General features: G+C 52.8%; 15 protein-coding genes. 13 read left to right on the plus strand and 2 right to left on the minus strand.

All coding sequences use genetic code 11. From position 1 onward, the window contains the following. The first annotated feature begins 74 nt into the window (after nt 1-74). Both IMY23_RS07570 and IMY23_RS07575 read left to right on the plus strand, forming a co-directional pair. On the plus strand, nt 75-491 hold the full coding sequence (locus tag IMY23_RS07570) for a hypothetical protein (RefSeq protein WP_192821494.1): 417 nt from the start codon (nt 75-77) through the stop codon (nt 489-491). A 556-nt stretch (nt 492-1,047) separates the two neighbouring features. Then, entirely contained in the window at nt 1,048-1,374 is a 327-nt protein-coding gene (locus tag IMY23_RS07575) for a Rieske 2Fe-2S domain-containing protein (RefSeq protein ID WP_192821495.1), read from the plus strand. Between the two features lie 123 nt (nt 1,375-1,497). On the opposite strand, the gene IMY23_RS07580 is transcribed toward IMY23_RS07575, so the two are convergent. Further along, nucleotides 1,498-4,038: a M14 family metallopeptidase gene (locus IMY23_RS07580; protein WP_192821496.1), complete on the minus strand. Its 2,541-nt coding sequence runs from the start codon at nt 4,036-4,038 to the stop codon at nt 1,498-1,500. 283 nt (nt 4,039-4,321) lie between these two features. On the opposite strand from IMY23_RS07580, the gene IMY23_RS07585 reads away from it, so the two are divergent. The 8 genes from IMY23_RS07585 (at nt 4,322) to IMY23_RS07620 (ending at nt 13,380) form a co-directional block, all read left to right on the plus strand. Beyond that, the gene (locus IMY23_RS07585; protein WP_192821497.1) at nt 4,322-5,167 is read left to right on the plus strand and encodes a hypothetical protein; all 846 of its coding nucleotides are present in this window, start codon (nt 4,322-4,324) and stop codon (nt 5,165-5,167) included. Nucleotides 5,168-5,298: 131 nt separating this feature from the next. Beyond that, nucleotides 5,299-7,173, plus strand: coding sequence for a CocE/NonD family hydrolase (locus tag IMY23_RS07590; RefSeq protein ID WP_192821498.1), 1,875 nt, complete (start codon nt 5,299-5,301; stop codon nt 7,171-7,173). A gap of 214 nt (nt 7,174-7,387) precedes the next feature. Then, nucleotides 7,388-8,083: a hypothetical protein gene (locus IMY23_RS07595; protein WP_192821499.1), complete on the plus strand. Its 696-nt coding sequence runs from the start codon at nt 7,388-7,390 to the stop codon at nt 8,081-8,083. A 457-nt stretch (nt 8,084-8,540) separates the two neighbouring features. Then, nucleotides 8,541-9,155 (plus strand): hypothetical protein, encoded by a 615-nt coding sequence (locus IMY23_RS07600; RefSeq protein WP_192821500.1) that lies wholly within the window; start codon nt 8,541-8,543, stop codon nt 9,153-9,155. Nucleotides 9,156-9,231: 76 nt separating this feature from the next. Next, nucleotides 9,232-10,152: a hypothetical protein gene (locus IMY23_RS07605; protein WP_192821501.1), complete on the plus strand. Its 921-nt coding sequence runs from the start codon at nt 9,232-9,234 to the stop codon at nt 10,150-10,152. Between the two features lie 20 nt (nt 10,153-10,172). Next, on the plus strand, nt 10,173-10,847 hold the full coding sequence (locus tag IMY23_RS07610; RefSeq protein WP_192821502.1) for a response regulator transcription factor: 675 nt from the start codon (nt 10,173-10,175) through the stop codon (nt 10,845-10,847). 235 nt (nt 10,848-11,082) lie between these two features. Continuing rightward, nucleotides 11,083-12,402 (plus strand): HAMP domain-containing sensor histidine kinase, encoded by a 1,320-nt coding sequence (locus IMY23_RS07615; RefSeq protein WP_192821503.1) that lies wholly within the window; start codon nt 11,083-11,085, stop codon nt 12,400-12,402. 87 nt (nt 12,403-12,489) lie between these two features. Beyond that, nucleotides 12,490-13,380, plus strand: a complete 891-nt coding sequence (locus tag IMY23_RS07620) for an NAD(P)-dependent oxidoreductase (RefSeq protein WP_370589905.1) — start codon at nt 12,490-12,492, stop codon at nt 13,378-13,380. A 71-nt stretch (nt 13,381-13,451) separates the two neighbouring features. Here the strand turns inward: IMY23_RS07620 and IMY23_RS07625 are convergent, their stop codons facing one another. Next, nucleotides 13,452-14,705 carry a PDZ domain-containing protein gene (locus IMY23_RS07625; RefSeq protein ID WP_192821505.1) on the minus strand — a complete coding sequence of 418 codons (1,254 nt, stop codon included), beginning with the start codon at nt 14,703-14,705 and terminating at the stop codon, nt 13,452-13,454. A gap of 333 nt (nt 14,706-15,038) precedes the next feature. On the opposite strand from IMY23_RS07625, the gene IMY23_RS07630 reads away from it, so the two are divergent. The 3 genes from IMY23_RS07630 (at nt 15,039) to IMY23_RS07640 (ending at nt 18,652) form a co-directional block, all read left to right on the plus strand. Then, nucleotides 15,039-17,603 (plus strand): M14 family metallopeptidase, encoded by a 2,565-nt coding sequence (locus tag IMY23_RS07630; RefSeq protein ID WP_192821506.1) that lies wholly within the window; start codon nt 15,039-15,041, stop codon nt 17,601-17,603. 118 nt (nt 17,604-17,721) lie between these two features. After that, entirely contained in the window at nt 17,722-18,228 is a 507-nt protein-coding gene (locus IMY23_RS07635; protein WP_192821507.1) for a hypothetical protein, read from the plus strand. A 16-nt stretch (nt 18,229-18,244) separates the two neighbouring features. Further along, on the plus strand, nt 18,245-18,652 hold the full coding sequence (locus IMY23_RS07640; protein ID WP_192821508.1) for a DUF2721 domain-containing protein: 408 nt from the start codon (nt 18,245-18,247) through the stop codon (nt 18,650-18,652). The last annotated feature ends 229 nt before the right edge of the window (nt 18,653-18,881 follow it).

Consider the following 18,881-nt stretch of genomic DNA (forward strand, 5'->3'; position numbering starts at 1 on the left):
AATCAAAAGCACTACCCCACTAACCAGGCGCGGTGCTCTACTGGAAAGATTTGAAAACTATAAAAAACAATATTATGAAAAATCGTTTTACCTCCGCTATTGTTGCCGTTTGTTTAACCCTTGGCATGACCCCAGCTTTTGCCGGCGGAACCACCAACGGACCCACTACCCGCAACACCAAAGTTTTCGAGCAAGTGCTGAAGACTGATAACCTGCGCATCCTTTCTTTGGAGATGGCCCCCGGCGAATTCCTGGATTACCACGCTACGCCAGACCAGGCCGCTTACGCTGCGTCTGAAGGCACGCTTAAAATGGTAGCCGCTGACGGAACCGTGACCGAACTGCATGTGAAAGCTGGCGACCGTCTGTGGATGGACTTGACCAACTTCAAAAACTGGAACACCGGTGACAAAACCCTTAAAATTATGCTCCTGGAGCAACCTACTGAGGAGAGCCAGAAAATATTGAACAATTATTTGGTTATCCGCTAAACCTTAAGGTTTTACCCGCGTAAAACCTTCTACATTCACAATCAAATACGCTTAAAAGTAGTCGAACACTATCCGCTTGCGCTCTGGTGATAGACTACTTTTAAGCTATTTTTTTGCCCGCTTCTTTCCAGGTAATAAAGGTTTAGCGAAGTCAGATTCAGCAAGCACAAGGTCCGGTTCAGCGTGAAAATAGTCTGCTTCATCTGAGGATAGTCCGGTTCACTCCCCCTTTTTCGGGGTTCAGTCAGAAAAACGCCCGGTTCCTCTCCTTTCGGTTGGCAAGGCGCATATTACCCCCCATCTTTGTATCACAATTACAGACCACAGCCCCTGAATCCCTCTCAGGTTGGTTGATTTCACAGGTACTAAAATTGTAGTTGATTTAAAATCAGCTTCTTCATAAAGTTTAGGTTTATTAAAGTTTTGTTTGTTAGTTTGGTGTAAGGGGCCCGGAAGATTCCGGGCTTTTTCATGTCCAGACGTTTCCGTTTTTGGCCTCGTTTCCAGAAATGAGCCCAAAAACGACTTCCCTTTCTCCAGACTCGTACAAACGCCTATGCCCTGGATAAAACTCTTTGACTCACTCGCCCAGGCCCAGGCTAAAATCCCGGTCCGGAAAGCCACAGCCGTGGTAGTGCAGGGCCAGGAAATCTGCGTTGCCCATACCGCCGCCGGTTTCTTTGCCGTGGAGAACAGCTGTCCGCACCTGGGCGATGCCCTGAGTCGCGGCACCACCAACTACCTTAATGAGATTGTGTGCCCCTGGCACAGCTACCGGTTCAACCTGGCCACCGGCCAGGAATGCCAGCACCGCACCAGACCATTGAAACGGTTTGCCTTGGAAATACGGGAAGACGGATTATATATAGAACTGCCAGACTAAATTCACTATTCATTAAAAGGCCTTCTGGAAATTTTCTGTTTTAGGGCTCATTTCTGGAGATGAGCCCCAAAACAGGAACGCCCACCAAATTGGTGGGCGTTCCTGTATAAATTATCCTTTAGGTTATTGGCCTACCAGAAACACGGCATTCCCGAACATGAGTTTACCGCCCTGCCAGAAACCTCTGAACAGCGGATTGTCCACCAAATATACTACCTGGCCGCGGCCCATTTCTTGCACGCCCAGCACCAGGCCGTTTTGCAGTTTGGTTCCGACTTTGGAGCCCACAAACCCGGTAGCTGGGCCTTCAGACTTCACCACGCCCACGTTCCAGCCGTCTTTCAGGAATTGGGGTAGCGTAGTAGTTCTGATCAAAGCGGTATAGGTATTTCCGTAACCGAACGCCAGTGGGTGCGTGTTGTCCAGACTCACTCTGAACACGGAGCCCTGCACATCCTCAGCAATGGAGGCACGCTCGCGGTCGCCGTAGCTTTTCAAATCACTGGCACCAGCTTTCTTGGAGGCGGTACTGTCTGTTGAAGGTTTTTTCTTCACCGCGAAATCTGGTTTGTCTGCCAGGAAATTCACGGCGCTTTCCATGGCAATTAATCGCCCGCCGGCACGTACCCACTCTTTTACTTTGTTGAGCGTGTTGTCAGAAAGGATGCGGCTGTAAGAACCGGTGGGCAGAATCAAGACATCGAACTCATGCAAGGGCACGTTGCTGAAATAATCGCCGCCCAACACGGTCACGGGGTAGCCAATCTGCTGCTCAAAGAAATGCCAGATTTCGCCAAACCCGTACGGTGATACGCCTTCGCCGGTAAGCAAGGCCACGCGCGGAGCCTTGATGTACCTGATGTTTCTACTCCCGAAGTCTGAGCCCGTGGCCACAAACCCGGTGGTGGTAGACGCCAGTTGTATGCCCAACGAATCTGCCGTACGCGTCACAATCTGGTCTAACTTGGAACCCAAGTTTTCATTCCCGGTACGGGTAATGATTAAAGAGCCGGGAGCGTATTTCTGGTTGTTCTGCTCAAACGCTACTTCGGTGGCCCGCACGCGCACTTTGGCTTTCAACAAGGCGGCCAGAAAGCGTAAGTCCTGCACGCCCGTCCATTTGGCCAAATACGCGTAGGCTTGTGGGTTGGCAGTGTTGGCCACGGCCGGCGCGGCCTTCTGCTGGCCCATATCAATCTTAGATGTAAAAGCAGCGCCTTTTAGGCCATACGCGTAGGGCAATGACCAGGCGGTGATGTCATAGGTCACCGAGTCTTCCAGCCGCGCATTGGGCTCAAACAACACGTTTAGCAAGGTAGATTTTGGCTGGTATGAGCTAATGACCAAGTCTCCGGCTTCATAGCGCACGCTTTCGGTTTTGCCGGTCTGGTAATTGAAGCCTTTGCCTGAGCCTCCACCATTTGCGTAGCCGTAAGAGATCTGCTGACGGTCCAGGTACTCCGTTAATTCCTTGATACGGCCTTCCTCCCCTTTCACCTTGAACACGTAGCTGCGGTACTGCCCAAATGGTTTAGACAAAGCATCACTGTAGAATTTCTTGAACTCGCGCACCACTTGCTCGTGCTTGTCAGACATGGCTTCAATGGTGGCCAAACTTGCGGCGTGGTGGTGGGCAATGCGTTGGCTCAACGTCAAGCTGTCTCCGTCAGATTTCTGGATGACCACGCCTGCACGGCCACTACCGCCCTGTTCATAGGTCATGGCAATAGCGCCCTGGTAGGTGGGCCAGGTGTCACCGTAGCTGGGGTAGAACAGGTCAAAGCTCTCGCGGGTGAAGTACAGCCAGTTATTTTTGTCAAAATATTTACGGTTGTATTCGCCTATGAAGTTCTGGGCGTCACGCTGCCAAGGCGTGATGGCGTCATGGTACGGCTTGGCCGAAGGCGCGAAATAATACGGGTTGTCCACGCCTTGCTCGTGAAAGTCTGCGTGCAGTTGGGGCATCCATTGGTTGTAGACTACGGCGCGTTGCTTAGATTCAATCTGTGATTGCCAGGCCCAGTCGCGGTTCAGGTCAAAATAATAGTGGTTAGGGCGTCCGCCCGGCCAAGGCTCCTGGTGTTCCCAGGCGTAAGGGCTGGCGTTGGGCTGCTGGTTACGCACGCGGTTGTACCACATGGTGTAGCGGTCGCGGCCGTCGGGGTTCACGCAGGGGTCAATGAGCACCACCGTGTTCTCCAGCCATTTCTGGGTCTGCGCGTTGTTGGGGTTCACCAGGTCATAGAGCACCTGCATCACCGCCTCAGAACTCACCGACTCATTGCCGTGGATGTTGTAACTGAGCCAGACAATGGCCGGTTGCTTGCCACCGGAAGGTTGACCAGAAAGCAAGCCCGTGTTCTTGAGATTGTTCGTTCTTATTTCCTCCAGACGCTGCATGTTGGCCGCCGAAGAAAGCGTGGCCAGCACCAATGGTCTGTTTTCATAGGTTTTGCCGTAGGTCTGCACCTGCATTTTGCCGGGGCTCTGCGTCGCCAGGTAGCGCACGTAGTCCACAATGCGGCCGTGATAGGTGAATTGTTCGCCCAGTTTGTAGCCCAGGAACTGTTCAGGGGTTTGCAGGGCAGACTGCGCCTGCGCGGCAAAGATACCAAGTGAAAGAAAGACAAGCAGTAGCCAGCGGCTGGCTGTTAGGTTTTTCATAAAGAAAGTGGGTGGCAACTTGGGTTGCGTTGGTTGGTTCCGTTTAAAAAGGAAAAGTCCGAAAAAAATGCCGAAAACCCAACTGGCGGCATTTGTTGGTTTAGTCCTCATTTCCAAAACAGAGCCCAAAAACGCCCTTGTTCCTCTTTTTAAGACGATTATGATCCCTTCATAGGTAATTTAAACGCAGCGGGTGCAAGGCGCTTGCCATAAAATCCTTATTTTTAGGCCCATGGGCCTTTCCTGAGCCTACCTTATTTTCTGAACTACCAATTGCCAGCCTATGAAACGCGCACCGTACAATTCCGCTAAAATAATCCTGAAACCGTACTTTTTTGCCCTGGCCGCGCTGCTGCTGGTCACCGGTTGCATGAAGCCCGAAGAGGAAGAAGAGGAAACTGGCCCGTTGGTAGATGCCGCTGTGTGCCAGGCCACCAAAGTGGTTACCGTGGAAGAGGGCGCCACGTCTACTACTACCATCACCTTTGACAGCCGCGGCCGCATGGCCACCGTGAACCTTGAACAAAGAGGCATAGCGGGCACACTGCATTACAACGCTGATAACACCCCCGACCGCTTCCTGGTCACCAAAAGCCCTGAAGGCCCCGGCCAAATCAAGTACACCTACACTAATGGGCGCATGGTACAATCTGAGGTGACCAGCAGTATTTTGTCGGTGGGGCCCGTGGTGCGGAAAACGTATGCCTACAACTCGGCGGGCAAGGTGAGCCGCGTGGTGGAATACCGGTACAAAAACGTGGGCGGAACCGGGGCGCTGGCTTTCAGCAATTATTACGCCTACACCTATGACGCCGCCGGCAACATCATCAAAGAAGAAAAATACGTGGGCACGTCTGAGGCTACCGCCACCCTTGACTTCTACCTGGAGTACACGCATGACACGGCACCCAACCCGCTGTTCAAACTAGAAACCCTCCTGAATGGCACTTCCTCCACCAACAACATCAAGACGGCCACTTTCCGGGGAGCTTTTAACGAAGTGATTCCTGATGGGTCTTACAGCGTGGCTTATACCTACAACACCCAGAACTTTTACACGCAGGCTATTACCACGTACCAAACCGGGCCGGTGGCCACTTCCACGGTCACGTACCAATGTCAGGAGTAGTTGGCACGGACTGATTGGTGTCAACAAACCTGTTTTCGGGCTCATTTCTGAAAATGAGCCCGAAAACAGGTTTGTCCTGTGCCTTCCTTTTCTCTAAATTTCAGCCCTGTCCCAACCTAACAAACTCACTTATGAAAATACGTTCCTGGCGGCTGCTGTGGGTGCTCCTGTGGTTTCCCCTTTCGGTTACGGCCCAGACGCTCACAGATTCGGCGTACATCCGGCAGAATTATGTAAAAACCGAGCACCAGGTGCCCATGCGCGACGGCACTAAACTGTTCACCATTGTATATTCGCCCAAAGACAAAGGCCAGAAATACCCCATCATGATGAGCCGCACGCCCTACTCTGTGGGGCCGTACGGGGCAGACAAGTACAAAACCAGCATTGGGCCGTCTTCTGACATGCTGCGCGAAGGCTATATTTTTGCCTACCAAGACGTGCGCGGCAAGTTCATGAGTGAAGGCGAGTTCATTAACATGAAACCCATCATTGCCAAAAAAGGCAAGAAAGATGTGGACGAAAGTACCGATACCTATGACGCCATTGCTTGGTTGGTGAAAAACGTGCCCAACAACAACGGCCGCGTGGGCCAGTGGGGCGTCTCTTACCCCGGCTATTACACCACCGTGGGCTTGCTCAGCAACCACCCCGCCCTGAAAGCGGCCTCGCCGCAAGCCCCGGTCACCGATTGGTTCTGGGATGATTTCCACCACCACGGCGCTTTTTTCCTGCCGCATGCGTTTAACTTTCTGGCCAGCTTCGGGCAGCCGCGGCCGCAGCCCGCGCCCACTGGGGCGCCCAGGTTCAACCACGGCTCGCCAGACGGGTATGACTTTTTCCTGCGCCTGGGCCCGCTGTCCAACGCCAATGAGTTGTACCTCAAAAACAACGTGACCTTCTGGAATCAGATTACCGAGCATCCTAATTATGACGAGTTCTGGCAGGCCATGAACATCAGGCCGCACCTCAAAAACATTAAACCTGCAGTCATGACCGTGGGCGGCTGGTTTGACGCTGAAAACCTGTTCGGGGCCCTGGAAACCTACAAAACCATTGAGAAAAACAACCCCAACACCTACAACACCCTGGTCATGGGGCCGTGGTTCCATGGTGGTTGGTCGCGGTCAAACGGGCAGACGCTGGGCAAAGTGTCGTTCTCCCAGAAAACCTCAGAATTTTACCGCCCAGAGATTGAAGCCAGATTTTTTAGACATTATTTAAAAGAAGACGGCAAAGGAAAACCCGCCCTGCCTGAGGCCTACATGTTCAACACCGGCGCCAACCAATGGCGCGAATTTTCCACCTGGCCCCCACAGAACACGCAGGAACGAATGCTTTATTTTGGCGCGAACGGGAAACTGAGCTTTGAGAAACCTGGCGCCGTATCTGGGGCTGGTTTTGACGAATTCATCTCAGACCCCAACAACCCCGTGCCCTTCTCTGAGGAAACTACCGTTGGCATGACCCGCGAATACATGACCGATGACCAGCGCTTCGCCAGCCGCCGCCCCGATGTGCTGGTGTACCAAACCGAGGTCCTGACCGAAGACATCACCCTGGCCGGAGAGATTTTGTCGGCGTTGCAGATTTCTACTACCGGTTCAGACGCCGACTGGGTGGTGAAACTGATTGACGTGTACCCAGACACCGCCCGCCAGAACGCCCATAACCCTAGCAATGTGAAAATGGGCGGGTTCCAACAGATGGTGCGCAGCGAGGTCTTGCGCGGCCGCTTCCGGAACAGCTACTCAACCCCGGAGCCGTTCACGCCCAACCAAATCACGCCCGTGAATGTGCCGCTGCAAGATGTACTGCACACGTTTAAGAAAGGCCACCGCATTATGGTGCAGGTGCAAAGTTCATGGTTCCCGCTGGTAGACCGCAACCCGCAGAAATACGTGCCCAACATTTACCAGGCCAAAGCAACTGATTTCCAGAAAGCCACACACCGCGTGTACCACAGTCCGCAGCAGTCCAGTTACCTGAAAGTGAAGGTGCTGTAAGCCAACCTATTTACCTTAAACCGAAAAGCCGTTCCCCAACAGGAGCGGCTTTTTCCGTTTTCGGCCCCGTTTCCAGAAATGAGCCCGAAAACGGAATTTTAAATCGCATTAAAAAAAATTTGAAAAAAAATTTCAGGAAAGGCAGTTCTTCATCTTCTCTTCATGTTGCGCTTCTAGTTTTGGCTCAGTATTCTACTACTAACGCAAAACGAACATGAAAAAAGTAGCCTTGTTAGCCGCCGTACTTTTTACCGCTGCTACCACCTTCGCCCAGACCGTTTCCACTGGCACTTCCCAGGAAACCACCGTCAAGACCACCCACGGCCAAACCGTGAGCACCGCCGCCAAAGCCTCGGTTGCGGGGGAGGCCAACAAAGGCCAGACTATTAGTGCCGTAGCCAGAACCAAAGACGCCACCGCCAAGAAAGTACGCACCTCCACCCAACAAGAAGCCAAGCGGGTGAAGAAAACCACCAGCCAAACCAAAAACCGCGCAGAAACCAAAACCCAGGCCGAACTGGACGTGATCAGAGCCCAAAAAGCCGAAGCCAGAGCCCAGCGGAAAGCTGCTCAAAAAACCAAAGCAGAAGTAGAAGTAGCCGCCGGTGCCGAAGTGGAAACCAACCGCCCGAAGCCTGAAAACCATGGCCAGGTCGTAAGCAACGTGGCTAAAACCACCACTGAGACGGGCGCGGAGAAAGGTGCCGCCGTGAAAGCGGCCGCCACCAAAGAAGCCACTACTGTCAAACGCAGAGCCAGCGCCCGCCGCATGGAGGCAGACGCTACCACCTCGGTGAGAACCAAGGGCGCCGCCCGCAAGTCTGCCGTTTCTGGCGGAGCTAAAGTGAAAGGCGGTGTAAAACCCGTGAAAGTAACTACCGGTGCGGCCCTTAAAGTAGGCAAGCAATAAAATGGAAGCAAGGTCACTGGCTCTGGCAAGTCAGTGACCTAATTTTTTCACCTTAACCAGTACTTTGCTATGAAATATTGCCTTGGTTTTCTCTTATTGCTGAATGGCTTGTTTTTGACTTCAGTTCCGGCGCATGGCCTGCCTATTCTAACCATCAGGTTACTGTTACAGGAACCCACCGACCGCGTTGACCCACTTCCGCTAAGGGCTTAAAAGTTGCCTCTGGTATTAGAGCATGTTTAAATTTGTCTTTTGCGCTGCAAAATGATATCAAAAGAACCTGACTTCACCATTTTCTCTCACCATAGCGCTGCTATGCTGCTCAAAAATGGCTTCGCCAGAACCTTTCGCTCCCATCTTTCGCCTGCAAAATCAAAATTTAAACAAGCTCTTAGTTGATTCTGCGTGTATTTAAAATTTTCCAATTGCCTTTTTGTACGTAAAAGGACTTACCTATATGAAAAAGTTACACTTTCTGTTCGGCGCGTTTTTCATGGCTGCCTCCTCTTTTGCCCAACCTTCCGCTTCCTCCCTGGGAACCGGTGCCGCTAACCAGCACGGTAAAAAAGTAAGCACTGTGGCCAAAGCCTCTATGCAGGCAGAAGCGACCAGCGCTGTTGAAAGCACATCACCCGCTTATTCTGGAACGATGCAAGTGCTGGTAGAAACCCCTGACGCCCACTTGCCGCAGGACCAGGAAAAACCAGCCAAGACCAAAAAAGACAAGGCAGACCAGGAGCAAAAAGAAAAACCAGGCCGTAAAGCCAAAGAAGAAAAGGCGAAAAAGGCCAAAGAAACCGCTGAAGCAGGCGCTGAGAAAGGCCAGGATGTCAAAGAAGTGGCTACGGCCAAACGCCAGACCAAACCAGAAAAAGTAGACGCCACGGCAGATGGCGCCGCGAAAGCGCCAAAATCGGCTGCCCGGCCGGGCCGGGGTGCTGCCCGCGGGGTGGTGAAAGGCGCGGCCAACACCGTGACCAAAACCACCGGAAAACCCGCCAAAGCCGTGAAACCCGTGAAAGTAGGCGGCGGCGTGGGCGCAGGCGCCAAAGTAAAAGTGGGAAAAAATTAAGTTCAGGCAACACCCGGTTCTCTCTTTATGTTTTAAATTACTGGCAGAGAATTGTTCATCAGCAAACACTTTACAGATGAAAAAGCTTCTTGGATTCTGTTTCCTTTTATGCGCGGCAGTGATTTCCCCTTCGGCCCAGGCGCAAAAAACAGATGCTCCCCCGGCAGAAGAAACCAAAAAAAACTGGTTGACTATTGGGTTGGAAGCCGCTAACAACGCCTCTTTTTACGGGCGCAACACGGCAACCCAATATCCTTACGTAGCCGGCTCGCTTACCTACACCCACCAGTCTGGGCTGTGGGTTTCTGCCACGGCCTACCAGTTGTTCAACACCCAAGATGTTATTGATGAAACAGACTTATCCTTAGGCTATAGTTTTAAACTGGGCGAACGGTTTGACGGCACGGTAAGCTATACCCGGTTCATCTTCGGGCCGAACACGCCCTTGGTGCAGGCGGTTACTGAAAATGCGGTGTCGGCCACGGGTTTGTATGACTGGAAGATTCTTTACACGGGCCTCACCCTGAGCCAGACGTTTGGCAGCAGCAGTGATTTCTTCACCGTGCTGGACAACTCCAGGTACCTGCCCTTGAACAACCTCTGGAAAGGCGAAAACCCAGTGGGGCTTGACCCTAAAATCAGTTTGATTGCGGGCACCCAGGAATTCTCAGAAACCTATACCGTGACTACCCAACAAAAGAACAAAGGCAAAGGCCTGGGCGGCGTGCTGGACCCGGTGCTCGGGAACAACGGAAATGGGAATGGAAACGGAAACGGAAACGGAAATGGCAACTCCGGCGCCGCCACTACCAGCACTACCAGCACTAAAAAACGGTTCAACCTCTTGAGTTACTCCATCACGGTGCCGGTGGTGTTCAGTTTGGGAAGTTTTGAATTTGAGCCGTCGTACCGGTACGCCGTGCCGGTGAACAAACTGGAAGGCGATGAATCTAAGCCGCAGTCGTTTTACACCATGGCCGTCAGTTACACTTTTTAACCTTACCTAACCCGCTTGCCATGCATGTATTGATTGTGGAAGATGAAACCGGCCTAGCCACAGAACTGGTCCATTTTCTGTCAAAGGAACATTATAAATGTGATTGGGCCCCTAACGGGCGCGAGGCCTCAGAGAAAATTGCGGTCAACCTCTATGACTTCATCTTGCTGGACCTGGGCCTGCCTGACTATGACGGCCTTGACCTGCTGGCCGAAACCAAAAACCTGGACCATGACCCGGCGGTAATCGTGCTCACGGCCCGCGGCGCCCTGGAAGACCGCATCAGAGGCCTGGGCCTGGGGGCCGATGATTATTTACCCAAACCCTTCTCCCTGCTGGAGTTGCAGGCCCGTATGGAGGCGGTGCTCCGCAGAAAGTTCAAGCTTAAAACGTCCTCGGTTTTGTTTCATGGGTTTGAGTTGGACAACAGCACCCGCCGCGTGCACTACCAGGGAAGTGAAATCCTGCTCACTAAAAAGGAGTTCGATATTCTGCATTACCTGCTCCTGCACAAAAACAGAATCCTCACTCGCCTGCAGCTGTCTGAACACATCTGGGGCAACGTGCTGGAAGACGACTATGACTCCAACTACATAGACGTGCACATCAAGAACATCCGCAAAAAACTGGCGACCTATGAACCCACCGAGTGGCTTGAAACCGTGCGCGGCGTTGGCTACCGGCTGACTTCTTAAAGGTGGAGATGTGAAGATTTGGAAATGTAGAGATGTGGAGATGTGGAGATGTGGAGATGTGGAGATTTGAAAATGGCTTCTGTTTTTTCGACATTAATCCCACGGCAGCTTAAAAGCACAGACCACCTGTTTTCGGGCTCATTTCTGGAAACGAGCCCGAAAACGCAAAGGCCAAGAGTAAACAAATGACCATCTTCACATTTCCAAATTTTCAAATCAAACTGCACCTTACCCCATGCGGCTTCAGTCTAAGTTAACGCTTTTCAGTGCGGTTTCTAAAGTCATCATCTTGCTGGTCCTGATTCTGGTGCTGCCCTGGCTGGTGAACCGGGTGGCCCTGCACAACGCCGACGCGCGCCTCCAGGAAAAAGAAGCCAGGCTGTACGCCATCATTGAAGAACAGGGCATTGAATCGTTCATTACGGAAGAAACCGGTGATGCCTACGGGAGTTACAACCTCTTAAAAGAGGAATTCATCTCCTTGGAGCAGATTTCCTCCGGCAGGGTGCACAACGGTATTGAGAACAGCCGCCGAAAGGTGGATAATGATATTGTGGAGTACCGCGTCCTCTCCTCTACCTTTGACTTGGGCGACCAACGCTACCTGCTGGAAATTGGCCGCTCGCTGGCTACCATTGGCGACAACAGCCAGACGCTGCAGCAATACGCGCTGTTCTTTTTGCTGGCGGTGGTGCTGCTTACCGTGTTTGTGGATTTGGCTTTCAGCAAAGTGCTGCTGCAGCCATTAACCATCATTGTGCGGCGCTTGCAGCGCATTGAACACCCCACCGCGTTCACACCTAAAAGCCTTAAAACCTCCACCACAGATTTTCTCTACCTGAACCAAACCATCAACGGCATGATGCGCCAGATTCAGGAGGCGTTCCAGAAAGAGAAAGAGTTTATCGGTAATGTGTCGCATGAACTGCTCACGCCCGTGTCTATTCTGCAGAACCGCCTGGAGAATATGCTGGCAGACCCAGAAACCCCTGAACCGTTGCTTGAAAAACTGGTGGACAACCTGCGGACCCTGCACCGGTTGAAAAACATCATCAAGGCGCTGCTGCTCATTTCGCGCATTGAAAACGAGCAATACCTCAAAAATGAAACCGTGAACCTGAAGCACTTGGCAGAGGAAGTGGTGGAAGAAATCAAAGAACGTGCCGAGGCGAAAGACATCACCCTACAGACAGACCTGACTGAGGACTTCGACCTGCCCCAGGCCAACCAATCTTTGCTGTTCACCATGCTGTTCAACGTGGTCAACAACGCCATCAAATACAACCAACTCGCCGGTTCCGTCACGGTCTTGGGCAAAGTGGTGGGCAAAACCTATGAACTCAGCGTGATAGACACAGGCGCAGGCATTTCCGCAGAGCAATTGCCGCACATTTTCAGCAGGTTCAAGCGCTTCCATGCCACCGACGGCGAAAGCCACGGCCTGGGTTTGCCCATTGTGCAGACCATCGCCCAGTTCCACGGCGTTGCGCTGAAGGTAGATTCAGTGGTTAGCCAAGGTACTACGTTCCGGTTTACGTTCCCCAGGAAAAACTAAGTTGTTTTGGGGCTCATTTCCAGAATTGAGCCCCAAAACGGAAAAACCCGTCATTACTTGCAGGAACTTTGCGTAAACGGTTACTTCGTGGAACACAAATCAGCCGCAAGAAAAATGAAGATAGGATTTATAGGATTGGGTATCATGGGTAGCCGCATGGCCGCCAACCTGCAGAAAGCCGGGCATGACCTGGTGGTCTACAACCGCACCGCAGAAAAAGCCGATGAACTGGTGAAAAACGGCGCTACCCTGGCCGCATCACCGGAAGAAGTAGGACGCGCCTGCCGGGTGGTGTTCACCATGCTTTCTACGCCGCAGGCCGTGGAAGACGTGGCCCTGGGCCAGCACGGGTTCCTGAAAGAACTGCCCGGAAATTCATTGTGGGTGGACTGCAGCACTGTGAACCCCTCGTTCTCCAAAAGCATGGCGCAGACGGCGCTCAAAATGGGACATCGGTTTTTAGATGCGCCTGTCTCCGGCTCGCTGGCCCCCGCCCAAAACGGACAGTTGGTGTTTCTGATTGGCGGCAGCGCTACTGATCTAGACGAAGTCAAACCCTTGCTGGACGTGATGGGCAAGGCAGTGATTCATGTGGGCGACCACGGCCAGGGCGCCAGCATGAAAATGGTGAACAACATGCTGTTTGGGCAGATCATGGTGGCGTTTTCTGAAGGGTTAAGATTGGGTACTTCGCTGGGAATTTCTGAGGAAGTCTTGTGCCAGACCTTAATGAACGGCCCCGGCGGCGCGCCTTTCTTAAAACTGAAGGAACAGAAACTGCTCACCCGTGATTTTTCGCCGGAATTCCCGCTGGAGTGGATGCACAAGGATTTGCATTTGGCCAGCGTGACCGCGTATGAGCAAGGCGTGGCCTTACCGTTGCTGCAAAGCGCCAAAGAAATGTTCGGGTTTGCCAAGCAGGCGGGCTTGGGCGAAGAAGATTTCTCGGCGGTCTATGACTTCATCAACCCCAAATAAGAAATCCTGTTTTCGGGCTCATTTCTGGAAATGAGCCCGAAAACAGGAAATCTTCCTTCAGCAAAATCTTCTTAGATCATGTCTTGCAGCACCAGCGTAGTTTTCAAGGTCTGAAGTTGGCGGCGCACCTGAATCTTTAGCTTTTTCCCGGGCCTGCTTTGGAACAGATGCAGCATTTCCTCCAGGGTACATTCGCCGCTCCTGATGCCGTTCACGCTCAAGATGGTGTCGCCGGGTTTGAGGCCGGCTTTCTCTGCCGGTGAATCTGGCATAACGGCCGCCACCGAGAAAATCTTGAGACCCGGAATAGGACACATAATCTCCATGCCGCTCAAATTGAAAAAGAATGGGCTGCCGTATTTAGAGTTGGGTTTAAGCAGAAGTTCAGAATTGGCATAGTCAAACACCACCGTGAACCGTTGCAGCACGTCGGCGCCCAGGTTGCCGTTGCGGTTGTTGAGCGTGAGCGCGTGCATGATAGACAGTGAATCTGGGAAAGACGCCGGCAAGTTCTGGAAGTTGTAGCTGCCCAGCTGGAACCCTTTGATACGGCCAATCACGCCATGAATATCGCCGTTAAGTCCACGTCCCAGATAGGCGTTGATGTGGGTTTCAGGCTTTTTCATGTTGGGCATGGTGGGCAGGTACAACAGCATAGACGCGCTCAGGCCGCTGTCAATCACCAACCGGAGCGGTTGTTTTTCGCCGTTGGGCAAGAGCACCTGCACTTCCACATACGGCTTGTTATTCTCCACCTGCAAAGGCAGGCGGGTAGCCCTCAGTTTTTTCTTCTCGGGGTAAAACCCTTGTTTGTAAATAGACAGCAGTTTGTTCTGGTAATCAATCTCCACCACAGAATTTTTGAACAACGAGTGCCCGATCATGCCGTGCACCTCCATGCCAATGCGCAAAGACAGGTTGAAAATATTCTCAGACAGCACCAGCAGCGGCTGCCCGTTGGCCTCCAGATCACCTAACTGAAACCGGTTGCCCATGGAAGTGAGCGCCTCAATAGATTTGCCCCGGCCCAACCCGTAGAGTTTCAAAGGCGTGGCACTGTTGATCATCACGGAGTCATGTTCGCCCAGTTCGGTGAGAATAGCGGTCTCCACGCCGGTGTCCACAATAAAATTCAGCGTCTTTGATTTGTTGATTCTCAGCGGAATGATGACCAGGTTATGAATGAGCTTGAACGGAATCCGGACTACGTTGCGGTTGCGGGGGAATTTGAACTCGCCGTCCGTTAGCGCCTGCGCCTGCGCCGTTGGGCCATGGCAGAGGCTTACCACACAGATAAGAAAGAAGAAAAACAACTTGTATCTCATGGGTTCAACAACTTCCGGGTGGTCATGCCTCGGGGGAGAGGTGGTTCTGGTCTTCTTTTAAAGGGTAAACAAGCACCTATCGGCTTGCCTTTTATGAGTACTGCTGACAAGGCGGGCCTGCCTGGGGGTTGGCGGGCCCAACGGTAACAAAAAGCAGCGGCACGCAAGTACCCGGTCCTTTTTATTACTCAGTAAGATAGACAATTAGGGCGAAAATATAAAACAAAATTATGAGACGCCTGCGCCCCGCCGCGCATTTGCGAAACACTGAAATTGAAACCATCTTGCACCCGTATTCCAAACCTTTCTACGCCTACAATTCTCTATACTTCCATGCGGAAACTTTCCTTTGTCTGCGCTTTTGTTTTTTGGTGCCTGGCCTTGCCTGCGAGTGCCCAAACCAACCTGTCTTATTACCTGCCCGGCGGCGTGACCTATGATGCCAAAATCCCTACGCCCAAACAGGTGCTGGGCTATGAGGTAGGTGAATGGCACGTGACCCATGACCAGCTGGTGCACTACATGCGCACCGTTGACGCCGCCTCAGACCGCATTACGCTGCAGGAATACGGCCGCACCCATGAGAACCGGCCTTTGCTGCTGCTCACCATCACTTCGGGGCAGAGCCACAGCCAGATCACCCAGCTCAAAGAACAGCACCGCCAACTCACAGACCCCGCCAACTCCGGCAAACTAGACATCAGTACCATGCCGGCCGTGGTCTGGATGGGCTACAGCGTGCACGGCAACGAGCCCAGCGGCACCAACGCCTCTTTGCTGGCCATCTACCACTTGGCGGCGGCCCAGGGTCCTGAGATAGAGAAACTATTGAAAGAGACCATTGTTTTGATGGACCCCAGCATTAACCCAGACGGCATGCAGCGCTTCTCTACCTGGGTGAACGCCAACCGCGGCGAAAACCTGGTGTCTGACCCCAACAGCCGTGAGTTTTCTGAGACCTGGCCCGGTGGCCGCACCAACCATTACTGGTTTGACCTCAACCGCGACTGGCTCCCGCTGCAACACCCAGAGTCACGGGGAAGACTGGCCAAGTTCCATGAGTGGAAACCCAACCTGCTCACCGACCACCACGAGATGGGCACCAACGCCACCTTCTTCTTCCAACCGGGCATTCCCAGCCGTAACCACCCGCTCACGCCCGCCAATACCTTTAAACTGACGCAGAAAGTAGGCACGTTCCATGCCAAGGCACTGGACAAAATTGGCTCATTTTACTACACAGAAGAGAGCTATGATGATTTCTATTACGGCAAGGGTTCTACGTACCCAGACGTAAACGGCGCGGTGGGCATTCTCTTTGAGCAGGCCAGTTCCAGAGGGCACGCCCAGGAAAGCGCCAACGGCCTGCTCACGTTCCCGTTCACCATCAGAAACCAGTTCACCACCACCTTGTCAACCTTGGAGGCCGCCGTGAGCATGCGCCAGGAATTGCTGGAACACCAACGCACTTTCTACAAAGAAGCCGTCAAGGAAGCTGGGAAAGATGGCGTAAAAGCCATTGTGTTCGGGTCACCAGAAGATGCCATGCGCACGTTTCACCTGGCCGAAATCATGCACCAGCACCAGATTCAATTATATCGCCCTAAACAGAACCTTAAAGTGGGCAACATGACCTACACGCCAGAGAACGCCTATGTTGTGCCCCTGGAACAAGCACAGTACAAATTGATTCAGGCAATGTTTGAGAAGCGCACCAAGTTCCAGGACAGCCTTTTCTATGACATCTCGGCGTGGACCTTCCCGCTGGCCTTTGACCTGGACTACGCCCAACTCAAGAACACCCAGCTTTTAGGCAGCAAGGTTGAGCAAGTCACCAGACCAACCGGAACCGTCTCCGGAGGCCAAAGTACTTATGCCTACGCCTTGGAATGGACCGGGTATTACGCGCCCCGCGCCTTGCACAAACTGCAACAACTGGGCGTACAGACCCGCGTGGCCACCAACACGTTCTCTGGGCCGGAAGGCAAGCGTTTTGCACCGGGCACCATCTTAATTCCGGTGACAGGCCAAACGCTTTCGCCTGAATTGTTGTTTGCCAGATTGCAGACCATTGCCCAGGAAGACGGCGTTTCTATCTACAACATGGCCACCGGTTTGAGCGCGCAAGGCGTAAAACTGGGCAGCCCAACCTTACTGGCCCTGCAGACACCTAAAATTGCCATGTTGGTGGAAGGCGGCGTGAATTACCTGGATGCCGGTGAAATCTGGCATTTGCTGGACAATCGGTTTGACATGAAAGTGACCTTATTGACCCAGGACCGCTTTAACCGAACGTCTATCCAGAAATACAACACCTTGATCATGCCAGACGGCACCTTTAATGAACTCACCCCGGCGGCGCGCGAGAAACTGCGGGCCTGGGTGCAGGGCGGCGGCACCATTGTAGCCACCGGCATGGCCGTGAAATGGCTGGCAGACAACAAACTCGGGGATTTCAATTTCAAGGCGGAGGCCGCCGAGAAAAACCCCACCCGCCAACTACCTTACGCCGACCTGGAGAACAACCGCGGGGCGCAGGAAATTGGCGGGGCCATCTTTGAGACGCGCCTGGACATTACCCACCCGCTGGGTTTTGGCTACAGCAAGCCGCAGTTGAGCATTTTCAGGAACACCAATCTGTTTCTGGAACGTTCGGCTAACCCATATGCTAACCCGGTCATGTACACGGCCAATCCCTTACAGGCAGGCTATATCAGCAAGCAGAATTATGAGAAAATCAAGAGTTCGGCGGCCATTGGCGTATCAGCGTTGGGCAGCGGGCGCGTGATTGGCATTGTGGACAACCCTAACTTTAGGGCATTCTGGTACGGCACCAACAAACTGTTCCTGAACAGTATTTTCTTCGGGGGCATCATCAACCCCAATTCGGCCAGATAAGGAGGAGATATACGCTGATAGCATCGTTTTGGGGCTCATTTCTGGAAATGAGCCCCAAAACGATGCTATTATTTTCTTATCTTGCCACCATCTCGTTACCCGCCATTTCACCTTTTCTATGAGTGCATCATCTTACCAGCAGCTTTTAACCCACGTGTTCACCCCCGCAGACGCCGCGCTGCAGGACCAGCTTTTCCCGCTGTACCAAGACCTGGAAACCGCCCTGAAAGAGGCGCGCCCGGGCCGCCAAAGCCAGGAGAATGTCAGTTTCCGGTTTGAGCGCCTTCGGCTGGGCCTGGGCATCACGCTTATGCAGTTGCTCACAGATTTGGGCGGAGATGAAGACAGTGCCTTAGTGCGTGATTTGCTGGAGGAAGCCTTGGCGGCTACGTCGGTGGAGCAGATTGACAAAGTGATCCAGAAGAAAAGCCACCTCTTTGAGGAACTTTACACTGAGCTTTATGTAAACGCCGATGCCGAGCAGGTGCTTGCCCTGTTTGAGACTACCCTGCACGCCACCACCCAGCAGGAAACCGACCAGGTCATCACCCAAACCCTACAACTGGCCCAGGACCTGGAGTTCCACGCTGACGCCAGCGACGAGGAAGACAGCCCAGAGGCCTAACCCTGCCTTACTGCCCATGGAAATCACGCTCACTACCCCTGCCCTGCTATTTCCGGCGCTCTCCTTGTTGCTGCTAGCCTTTACCAATCGGTTTCTGGCTTTGGCCAAACTCATCAGAAGCCTTAAGAACGTGTACCAGTCCACACGCAATCACCTCATTATTGAGCAAATCCAGAACCTGCGCACCAGGCTTAACCTCATCAGAAACATGCAGGCTTTTGGCATTGCCAGCATGTTTTCTTGCGTGCTGTGCATGTTCATGCTGTACCAGGGCTGGCAGATGGCGGGCAAGGCTACCTTTGGGCTGGGCCTGGTTTTACTCATGATTTCCATGGTGCTCTCCTTGTGGGAAATTCAGATATCGGTGAAGGCTCTGGAGCTGGAGTTAAGTGATCTGGCGCAAGGCGAAGAGAACCCCCAGTAAAACAATTTCGAGGTGCAGTTGTATTACTATTGAAAGAATAAATATTAGCCTAGAGGTAATCTCCATCTTCGCATAGCGTATCTTTGCAGCGCTTTCCGTTTCCTGTTTTGGGGCTCATTTTCAGAAATGAGCCCCAAAACGGAGCGTAACAGACCGTAGAATTCCCCCATTCTAGTTTTCATAAGGCAGCGGCAGGCCCGGCCTTCCCTCCTGTATTACCGCTTACACA

Origin of the sequence: Rufibacter sp. LB8 (assembly GCF_014876185.1) — a bacterium.
Classification (GTDB): domain Bacteria; phylum Bacteroidota; class Bacteroidia; order Cytophagales; family Hymenobacteraceae; genus Nibribacter.